Source organism: Micromonospora yasonensis, from assembly GCF_026013475.1.
GTDB lineage: Bacteria > Actinomycetota > Actinomycetes > Mycobacteriales > Micromonosporaceae > Micromonospora > Micromonospora yasonensis.
The window spans coordinates 1-9405 of the sequence record NZ_JAPDPH010000253.1; the positions used below are offsets into that span (position 1 = coordinate 1).

General features: G+C 70.9%; 10 protein-coding genes and 3 pseudogenes. 5 read left to right on the plus strand and 8 right to left on the minus strand.

The window, feature by feature from the left end; all coding sequences use genetic code 11:
* Window positions 1–532: 532 nt before the first annotated feature.
* A pseudogene (locus ONA70_RS36760) lies at window positions 533–676 on the minus strand (IS630 family transposase); the annotation flags it as partial.
* Between the two features lie 212 nt (window positions 677–888).
* On the opposite strand from ONA70_RS36760, the gene ONA70_RS31540 reads away from it, so the two are divergent.
* From ONA70_RS31540 to ONA70_RS31550, 3 genes are read left to right on the plus strand one after another with little or no spacing between them, the layout of a single operon-like run.
* On the plus strand, window positions 889–1902 hold the full coding sequence (locus ONA70_RS31540; protein ID WP_265010138.1) for an RNA polymerase subunit sigma-70: 1014 nt from the start codon (window positions 889–891) through the stop codon (window positions 1900–1902).
* 5 nt (window positions 1903–1907) lie between these two features.
* Window positions 1908–2216, plus strand: coding sequence for a hypothetical protein (locus ONA70_RS31545; protein ID WP_265010139.1), 309 nt, complete (start codon window positions 1908–1910; stop codon window positions 2214–2216).
* Window positions 2200–2655 carry a DUF6069 family protein gene (locus ONA70_RS31550; RefSeq protein ID WP_265010140.1) on the plus strand — a complete coding sequence of 152 codons (456 nt, stop codon included), beginning with the start codon at window positions 2200–2202 and terminating at the stop codon, window positions 2653–2655. The genes ONA70_RS31545 and ONA70_RS31550 overlap by 17 nt, the downstream gene beginning before the upstream one ends.
* A gap of 195 nt (window positions 2656–2850) precedes the next feature.
* Here the strand turns inward: ONA70_RS31550 and ONA70_RS31555 are convergent, their stop codons facing one another.
* From ONA70_RS31555 to ONA70_RS31570, 4 genes are all read right to left on the minus strand, one after another.
* Window positions 2851–4032, minus strand: coding sequence for an endonuclease (locus ONA70_RS31555; protein ID WP_265010141.1), 1182 nt, complete (start codon window positions 4030–4032; stop codon window positions 2851–2853).
* A gap of 187 nt (window positions 4033–4219) precedes the next feature.
* A complete protein-coding gene (gene hemC / locus ONA70_RS31560) occupies window positions 4220–5149 on the minus strand; it encodes a hydroxymethylbilane synthase (RefSeq protein WP_265010142.1) in 930 nt (309 codons plus the stop codon).
* Window positions 5150–5159: 10 nt separating this feature from the next.
* A complete protein-coding gene (locus ONA70_RS31565; RefSeq protein WP_265010143.1) occupies window positions 5160–5351 on the minus strand; it encodes a hypothetical protein in 192 nt (63 codons plus the stop codon).
* Between the two features lie 23 nt (window positions 5352–5374).
* Complete coding sequence (locus tag ONA70_RS31570; protein WP_265010144.1) at window positions 5375–6130, minus strand: GAF and ANTAR domain-containing protein; 756 nt, start codon at window positions 6128–6130, stop codon at window positions 5375–5377.
* A 177-nt stretch (window positions 6131–6307) separates the two neighbouring features.
* Between ONA70_RS31570 and ONA70_RS31575 the strand changes: the two genes are divergently transcribed.
* Window positions 6308–6673, plus strand: a complete 366-nt coding sequence (locus ONA70_RS31575) for an STAS domain-containing protein (protein ID WP_265010145.1) — start codon at window positions 6308–6310, stop codon at window positions 6671–6673.
* A gap of 113 nt (window positions 6674–6786) precedes the next feature.
* Here ONA70_RS31575 and ONA70_RS31580 read toward each other — a convergent pair.
* Window positions 6787–6912: pseudogene (locus ONA70_RS31580) on the minus strand (thioredoxin-disulfide reductase); the annotation flags it as partial.
* A gap of 147 nt (window positions 6913–7059) precedes the next feature.
* Window positions 7060–7983: an EamA family transporter gene (locus ONA70_RS31585; RefSeq protein WP_265010147.1), complete on the minus strand. Its 924-nt coding sequence runs from the start codon at window positions 7981–7983 to the stop codon at window positions 7060–7062.
* Window positions 7984–8055: 72 nt separating this feature from the next.
* Here ONA70_RS31585 and ONA70_RS31590 point away from each other — a divergent pair, with 72 nt between their 5' ends.
* Window positions 8056–8985, plus strand: a complete 930-nt coding sequence (locus tag ONA70_RS31590; protein WP_265010148.1) for a LysR family transcriptional regulator — start codon at window positions 8056–8058, stop codon at window positions 8983–8985.
* An 80-nt stretch (window positions 8986–9065) separates the two neighbouring features.
* Here the strand turns inward: ONA70_RS31590 and ONA70_RS31595 are convergent.
* Window positions 9066–9405: pseudogene (locus ONA70_RS31595) on the minus strand (glycogen debranching N-terminal domain-containing protein); the annotation flags it as partial.

Below are 9405 nucleotides of genomic sequence, written 5' to 3' on the forward strand. Positions count from 1 at the left end.
CGGCCCGTCCGGGCCCGGCCGCGGGCCGGCCCCCACCCCGCCCGGCGGCTGCTCCCTGGTCCTGCGGCCACCCCGCCTCGGAGCGGGGAGCCCAGCAGCCGCCACGGCTCGATGACCACGCCGGGCAAGCAGCACTAACAGTCGCCGGGTTGCTGCCCTTCCCGCTCACACGCGGCACGTTGCTGCTCATCGCGCAAGCGTTGGCCACGTGGCCGAAGGGCTGACCGCCTGCCGAGAGGGCGCCACCAGCGTTTGGCTGATACCGGGATGCCAGCCAGGTGCTTGGCAAGGCTGTCCACCGTTCGGCTATCGCCTACCTCGCGGGCGCCGGCCAACACAACATGATCAGGCGAAACGTAGGGATGGCGCCGCAGCGCCGCCAGATGCGAAGCCGCATCCATGAGCCGACTCAACGTAAGCTCCGGCGGAAGCCGGACCGCGATCTCGGGGTGGCCGAGAGAACAAGCAGCTCGGCAGGTGTCTCAGCAGACCGAAGAGCCACTCGCAACGGACGAGTCACACCGAGCGGCCTGTTGCGCCAGCCCAGGTATTTCTGCAGCTCGCGGGCCAGCAAGGTGTGGTTTGGGTGGTTCGAGCGGGCCATTGTGAAGGTGCGTAGTGGCCCGAACTGGGCCTCGATCGGGTTGGCCCACGACGCGCTGGTCGGGGTGGAACACGGTAGCGGCTCAGCGCGATGCGTGGATCTGCCTCGAGGACGAGGCCGGTCAGACGCTGCGCCCATCCTCGTTCTCCATCACGTCGAGAACCCGACCTATCAAGGATGAGAAGCGCTCACTGGATCAGCCTGCCGACTGACCTAGTGATGAGTTGTCGCGCCCGTATCCGTCACACCTACGGCGGGGCACGACGAGGCGGAAGGATGACGTGATGAGTGCGGACACGCGGCTGGAGGAGCTGGGCGAGAGCGGGCTGGGCGGGAGCGGTCTGGGCGAGGTCGACGAGCCGGCGTTCTCGGGGCTGGCGGAGCGGCACCGGCGGGAGCTGCACGTGCACTGCTACCGGATGCTCGGATCGTTCGAGGACGCCGAGGACACCGTGCAGGAGACGTTCCTGCGTGCCTGGCGGCGGCGGGAGACCTTCGAGGGGCGGTCGACGTTCCGGGCCTGGCTGTACCGGATCGCCACCAACGCCTGCCTGGACCTGCTCGCCAAGTGCCGCCCGGAGCCTGCGACCGGCGGCGAGGTGCTGTGGCTGCAGCCCTACCCGGACCGGCTGCTCGACGAGCTGCCCGCGGGCGACGCGGACGAGCCGGAGAGCGTCGCCGTCGCGCGGGAGACGATCGAGCTGGCGTACCTGGTCGCAGTCCAGCACCTCGCGCCGCGCCCGCGGGCCGTGCTGATTCTGCGGGACGTGCTCGGCTGGCCGGCGAAGGACGTCGCGGAGCTCCTCGGGGACTCCGTCAACTCCGTGAACAGCGCGCTGCAGCGGGCCCGCGCCGGCATGCGGGAGCACCTGCCCGCCGAGCGGCAGGACTGGACCGGCGGCGAGGAGGACGCCGGGACCCGCGAGCTGGTACGCCGCTTCACCGACGCCAGCGTGGCCACGGACATCGACCGGCTCGCCGCGCTGCTGCGCGACGACGTCCGCTGCTCGATGCCGCCCACGCCGGGCCTGTACGCCGGCCGCGACACGGTGGTGAACAACTGGGTCGACGACGGCTTCGAGGGCATGACGGGTCTGCGTGCCGTCCCCACCTCCGTGAACCGGCAGCCCGCCGTCGCCTTCTACCACTGGCGGAAGCGGGAGGGCGCGTACCTGCCGCTGACGATCGACGTCCTGCGCGTCACCGGCGGGGCGATCACCGAGATCATCATCTTCCACGCCGACCAGTTCCCGCGGCTCGGGCTGCCGGAGCGCCTGCCGGCGGACGGCACGGAGTAGTCCCGGTGCGGACGCTCACGCTGCGCGGCGGCGCGCGTGTCCCCGTGGTCGCGGCGCAGTGGCGCGACGCATTCGGCGTCGTCACCCGCGGGCGGGTGCAGCTGGAGCTGCGCGACGGCGAGCCCGGGCCGGTCCTCGGACGCGACGCCGGGTTCTGGCTGCGCGGCACCGGCGTCCGCGCCCTGCGGAACCCCGGCCGCCGCACGGCGACGGTGCGCATCGTCACCCCAGGGCCAGGACCGTCACATGCCAGTCAACACACCCCGTACGCCAGTTACCGAACGATGGAGGAACGACATGAACAGCATGAATGACAGCGGGGTCGTCGCAGGCCCGGCATCGGGCCAGACCAGCCACACCCACCGACTCCGCGGGCTCGCCGTCACCGGCTTCATCGCCACGCTCGCAGCGATGGCGTCCACCACCCTCGCCGCTGCGCTTGCCCAGGCCGTTGGCGTCGACTTCGAGGTCCCCGATGGTGGCGAGACGATCCCGTTGCCCGGGTTCGCCGTGGTGACCGGCTTCTTCTCGGTCGTGGGCATCGTCATTGCCGTTGCCCTTCTTCGTTGGAGCGCTCGCCCCGCCGAGCGATTCGTGTGGACGACAGTGTCGCTGACCGCGATCTCGTTGGTCCTGCCCCTCCTCTCCGGGGCAAACAGCGCCACCACCACCGCCCTCCTCGGGCTACACCTCGTCCCTGCGACGGTGATGATCCCCACCCTGGCGCGGAGCCTCCGCACCCGGACCGATTGACGATCCCGCGACGGGACAACGGGCGGCGCAAGCGCGTGCGCGAACAAGCACGAGTAGTCGGCGGCTGTCATTCGCCATGGAATCGCACTCGGGTACCGCTGGAGAGCCGGGCCATCCGGTTGTCGTACCCGCACCCGCCGGGTCCACGGCCCCGACGGGGTGATCTGCGACGTACCGGACGGCCCGGCGAAGGCGTCAGCCCCAGATGGCGGTGGCCCACTCCGGGTGGTCGATGAAGGGGTTGCGGTTGCCCTGCCACTGGTCGTAGATGACCTGGTTGCGGCGCTTCTCAAAGGCATCGGGCGGGTCGAGCTGGTGCCAGGCGAGCAGCACCGACAGTCGGCCCAGGTACGGGGTGGTGCCGTTGGCGACGGAGTTGTTCATCTCCAGGTTCGGCCAGCCGTCGTCGCCCTCGTACCGAATGGCCATGTACATGATCATGCGGGCGACGTCGCCCTTGACCGCGTTGCGCGGCTCGAATGAGTCGGCGTCGGTGTAGCAGCCGGGGCACTGGGCGACGGCGCTGCCGCCGTTGTCGAAGTCCTTGCTGCCACGCGCCGAGTTGACCGTGACGTCCTCGGGGCGCAGGTGGTGCACGTCCGTGCCTGGGCCGGTGGCGGTGCCGAAGTCGCCGTGCGACTTGGCCCAGACGTGTTCGCGGTTCCAGTCGTCGACGGCGCCGCCGTTGGTGGCCTTGCTCTGCGAGCGGCCGCTGTAGAGCAGGATCACGTTGTTGGGGTTCGCCGGGTCCTGGTCGGTGTCCTTCAGCGCCTCCCATACCTGGTCGTAGGTGAGCTTCGTCTGCACCTTGATGATCGAGTGCAGGGCGCCGCGCAGGGACGAGCCGGTTTTGCCGATCGCGCTCGCGTAGTAGGTCGAGTCGTAGGGGCCGCCGGTCGGGGTGGGTGAGGCGGTCGGCGTTGGGCTGGGGGTGGTGCCGCCGAGGGTCATCGCGGTCGGGTCCTTCAGCCCGCCGTGGCTGAAGTATGCGGTCAGCGTGCCGGTCGCGGTGACCAGGGCGCCTCGCAGACCCGGGTTGGTGAGCAGCCCGAACGCGCTCCGGTACGGCGCCGTGACCTGGACGTAGAGCATCCTGCCCGTACTGGTCTCGCCGGCGGTGTCGGCGATGGCGATCGCGGTGTCGGCGGTGTAGCCGGAGGTGATCACCGTGTTCGTCGCCGTCGGTTGACCGATGATGTAGCCGGTGACGGTGGCAGTGCGGCCGTCCTGGGCGGACAGCGCCTGGGCGACGGTGAGCGCGGCCGCGGCTGACGCGGAGGTGCTTGCCACCACCGCGCCGGTCACCAGGGTGACGGCGAGCGCGAACGCCGTGATCAGCCGCCCGGATCGCGAGCGGGTGATGCTCTGTGTATTCATGGTCAGCGATGCTAGTGGCGGCGGCGTGAACGCCGGGAGGGCGGCGGGAGGAATTTTTCGCCGACGTCAGTCCGACGGGCGAGGGGTCGGGAGCAGCGATCCCGGCCACATTGTCGATCGGGCGGCCGTCACTTGGCGAGCGGCTGGCCTTGCTTGTCGCGGAAGCCGCCGGCCAGGATTACAGCCCCTAGTAGGCGATGGCGGCGATGAGTTCCCGGGCGCCTTGTTTGAGTAGCGCCAGGGCGACGGAGGTGCCCAGAATGGTGGGGTCGTCGTCCCATTCGTGAGCGTCGAGGACGGTCTTGCCGTCGGGGGTGAACACCTGGGCGCGCAGGGAGAGCCGCCCGTCGGGTTCGGTGGTGGCGTAGCCGGCGATGGGGCTGTTGCAGTGGCCTTGCAGGACGTGCAGGAGCATCCGCTCGGCGCTGGTTTCCCGCCAGGTGCGCGGGTCGCCGAGGTCGGTGACCGCCGCTATGGTGTCGGCGTCGTCGGTGCGGCACTGCAATCCCAGGATCCCGGCCCCGATCGGTGGGCACATCACCTCCAGGTCGAGGACCTGGGTGATGCGGTCGGTCTGGCCGATGCGGTGCAGACCGGACACGGCCAGCAGCAGCGCGTCTGCGTCGCCGGCGTCGAGTTTGGCCAGTCTGCTGTTGGCGTTGCCGCGGATGGGCACGGGGCGCAGGTGCGGGTGGTGGCGGGCGAGTTGGGCGATGCGCCGCACCGAGGAGGTGCCGAGGCGGGTACCGGCGGGCAGTTGGTCGAGGGTGAGCCCGCCGGGGTGGATCAGAGCGTCGTGGATGTCGTCGCGGGTCAGGTACGCGACGAACGTCGTCCCGGCCGGCACCGGCCGGTCACCGGGGACGTCTTTCATACAGTGCACGGCCAGGTCGCAGTCGCCGGCCAGTAGGGCCTGGTCGACCTCGCGGGTGAACGCGCCTTTGCCACCCAGCGCGGCCAAGTCCCCGGTCCACCGGTCACCGCTGGTGGTGATCGGCACGACCTCGGTGCGCAGGTCGGGCAGGCGCCGGGCCAACTCGCCCCGGACCCGTTCGACCTGGGCCAGCGCCATCGGGGACGAGCGGGTACCGATTCGGATCAATTGAGGCGTGGGCACGCCGTCCAGATTAGACCTTAGTTCGGGCGCCGATGACCAGGCCCAAGGCCCACGCCAGCGTGGTGTACCGCAGCGCGGGAACGTCGGGTAGGGCGGTGAGGAAGCCGTCGACGCGCTGCTGGTGATCGACCGGCCAGGTTGCGTCCGCACCGCCCGTGTAGCGGTGACCGCGCCCGCCGGCCGGGTGCCAACCGACGAGCACGGGCAGCCGAACTCACTACCTGATCATGACGGCGGGCGCGGTGCCGCGAATTCGGGGGCCGGTGGGGGATCCTCGCCGCTGATCTGCCTAATGATCTGTGCAGCGACGTCGCGCAGCTTGCGGTTGCGGTGCTGGGATGCCTGGCGGAGCAGGGCGAACGCCTCCCGGGCGGTGCACCGCTGTTGGCCCATCAGCACCCCGAGGGCCTGGTCGATGATGCTGCGGGAGGCCATCGCATCGGTGAGCTGCTGGTGCAGCAGTGACTGGTCGGCTTGGCGCAGGATGACGGTCAGTGCCGCTGTCGCCTGGTCGGTGAACGCCAAGGCGTGCCGGCGTGCCGTTTGGGTGAAGGCGGCGGGCTGGGTGGCGTAGAGGTTCAACGCGCCGAGGGTCTCGCGATCGATCGTCATCGGCAGCGACAGGGAGCTGACGATGCCCAGCCGGAGCGCGTGTTCCCGATACCTCGGCCAGCGTCGGTCCTCGTGCAGGTCGACGACCTCGACGACCCGTTCCCGGCGCAGGGCCTCGAGGCACGGTCCCTGGTCGGCCCCGTACTGGATCTCGTCGGCCCTGGCGGCGAGGTCGTCGCTGCTGGCGACGGTGAAGGCACCGCCGTCCCGGCGCATGGTCAGCCCGCAGGCCACGGCGGGGGTGATGCCCTCCGCCGCGACCTTGACGACGTGGTCGAGGAACACGTCGACGTGGAGCGAATCGGCGAGCAGGGCCAGCAATTGGCTGTACGCCGAGGCCAGAGGGAAATCAGCAGCGGGGGACACCACCGTTACCTCCTGAACGGGGAATTCGCGACCGGTTGCCCGGGACGGGCAGGTGCGGATCGGGCGGGAGCCGGTTAGGGTCGGGGTGGGTTCGGACATGAGCCCAGGACCAGCGCCGCCCGCTGACGGCGGGCACCGGCGCAGACCCGGTCCCCTGATCTCCTCACCGAGGAGCGGTTCATGTCCGTGCATTACGCACCTTGCTTCCAGCCTCCGGACGCCACCACCCGAGAGCCAATGCTGTCCCTCGCGGTCGTCCGGGACGGCTCGGCGATCGTGGTCGGGGTCACCGGGCCGCTCGACATGGACACCGTCGGCCAGCTGGTGGATGTTGTCGACAGCCTGATGGCGAGCCAGCCGCCCCCCGTGCTGGTGCTCGACCTGAGCGGGGTCAGCTTCTTCTGTGCCGCCGGGGTCACGGCGCTGTTGACGGCACGCCGGCGGGTCGTCGCATGCGGGCGCACCATGGTGCTGCGCAGGCCGTCCCGGATTACGGTCGCCGTCCTCGACATGGTCGGCCTGGGCTGCGAGTTCACCACTGACTGACCTGCCTTCTCCCTCAGCTCCGTGAGCCGTCGCCGTTGCTGACGCGGTGGCATCTACCCCACACCTGATCCGCGCCAAACCCGGTTGAACGGCCGTCACGGGACCGGTTCGAGGACGGCGTCGTCGTGGCCGGGGATCTCCTCGACGACGCTGTTCCACGCCACCTGGATCTTGCGGCGGTGGACGACGGTGACACTTTGTGCGAACCGGGTGAGGAAGGCGGATTCCTCCATGGCGGTTCCGTCCCGCTCACCCTCCGCCGCCCGTGGCGGGAGGGCGCGGCGGCGGGGGTGGGCGGTCCGGTAGGCAGGCGGGACGTGACGAGCAGTCAGCTTCAGGAGCGGCGTACCAGGAACATCCCTGCTCTCCACTCCTGAAAACACGGATTAGCCAGCCACGGCCCGGGCGTACTCGGGCTCGCCACCCTCACTCGCGGCCGTGGCGTTGTTGCCGTCCGCTGTGGAACGCCGGACCACCAGCGCCAGCCCGGCGAGGACGATGGCGGCTGCGGCCAGCTCCGTCGGGCCGACGGGCTCGTCGAGCAGCAGCCACGCCGCGCTGAGCCCGAAGACCGGCACCAGAAGGCTGAACGGCGCCACCCGCGCGATCGAGTACCGGGCGATCAGCCGGTTCCAGATCCCGAAGCCGACGAGGGTCGATACGTACGCGACGTAGGCCACGGCGAGCAGCCCGCGCCACGACAGGCCGGTGATCGCATCCAGCACCGCCTGTCCGCCGTCGACGGCGCCGGCCAGGCCGAGCAGCGGCAACGGCGGCACCAGGCTCGACCAAACCAGTAGCGAGAGCGGTCGCTTCTCGCCGCTGGCCCGCATGATCAGGTTTGCCGCCGCCCAGCTGGCCGCTGCGAACAGCGTCAGCATGAAGCTGATCACGGTGGCGTAGCCGCCGCTGCCGATCGCCAGCACGCCGATCCCGACCGATCCGACCAGTACGCCGGCCACCTGCGCCCGCGCCGGCCGCTCGCCCAGCACCGCCGCCGCCAGCAGCACCGACATCAGCGCCTGCGCCTGCAGCACCAGCGAGGCCAGACCGGCCGACATGCCAGCCGCGAGCGCGGTGAAGAGGGCGCCGAACTTCAGGACGCCGAGCACCAGCCCGTAGGCGACCACGTAGCGGAGCCGGGCGCTGGGGCGCGGTAGGAGGAAGACCAGCGGCACCGCCGCAGCGACGAAGCGCAGCGCGGTCAGCACGAGCGGCGGCAGGTCGCGCAGGCCGAGCTCGATGGCGACGAAGTTGACGCCCCAAACGGCGGCGACGACCACGGCGAGAAGTCGGTGCGATGCTTTCATGCCGGCTAGGCTGCCCGAGCGAACACTTAAGGACCAGTTCAATGTTCTTCATCGCTGTTGTAGCGTAGCTACATGGATCTTGACGTACGCCGGCTCCGCGTGCTGCACGAGGTCGCGCTGCGCGGCAGCGTCACAGCCGCCGCCGCGGCGCTGCACGTGACCCCGTCGGCGGTATCCCAGCAGCTCGTCCAGCTGTCCCGAGAGGCCGGGCACGAGCTGGTCGAGCGCGCCGGGCGCGGAATCGTGCTCACGCCGGCCGGCCAGGTGCTGGCCAGCCACGCGAAGGACGTGCTGGGCGCGGTGGAGCAGGCGGTGGCCGGGCTCGCCGCGCTCCATCACAGGGTCAGCGGCACGGTGCGCGTCGGCGCGTTCGCGTCCGCGGCCGGCGCGCTGGTGGCCCCCGCCGCCGCCCGCGCGCGGGCGAAGCACCCGGAGCTGGACGTGCGGGTGATCGAGGCCGAAGACCAGCAGAGCCGCCTCGACCTGCGCTCCGGCACCCTCGACGTGGTGGTGCTGCAGGAGTACGACCACGTGCCCGCGCCGTTGGTCGACGACCTGGACCGGCACCCGGTCACCACCGACCCGATGCACCTGGTCACCCCGGTCGGGTGGCGCCGTCGCACCGGCCGGCTCAGCGAGCTGCGCGACGTGCCATGGATCGCCAGCGCCGAGCACACGCCGTGCCTGCGGTCCACATTGCACGCTTGCCGGCTCGCCGGCTTTGAGCCGGACATCCGGCACCGTTCCGTCGACTTCGCGCTCACCCTGGACCTCGTCGCGGCCGGCCTGGGCGCCGCGCTGGTGCCGGAGCTGGCGCTGCGCCACGTACCACCCGGCGTGCACGTGCAGGCACTGGCCGAGCCGGTTACCGAGCGACGCATCTTCGCGGTCACCCGCGCCCTCGGCGGCGCGCCGCAACGGCCCGCGGTGGGCGCCCTCCTGGCGGAGCTGAGCGGTCCGGCCGGCGTGCCCCGTGGGCAATTGCCGCCGATCATCGCTTGACGCACACGCTTCGACCCGCTCCACCACCAGGCCGTCCGGGCCCAGCAGAGGCCGGGATCGGCTTGGGGGCCCTGCCGCGGTCAGCGTTGCTCGGGGTGGGCGCGTCCGAGGGCGCCCGCCCGGCCCCACCGCCCGGGAATGTTGAGCAGTTCGATCCGGCCCATGTGCGGGGGCACTGCCGGCCTGGTCACCAGGTGCTCGCCGTGTGGCTCCATGCCGAGCATGGTTCGCAGCAGCAGCAAGGGGGTCCCGGTGGACCAGGCCTGCGGGCTGCACGCCGTGGGATACAGCACGGGATATCTGGTCAGCGTCCGCTCGTAGCCGGCGAACGCCTCGGGCAGCCGCCCGTCGAAGTGTTCCGCGGCGTCGATGATCCCTTCGGCGATGCGTCCGGCCTCCTGGTCGAAGCCGTAGCGGCGT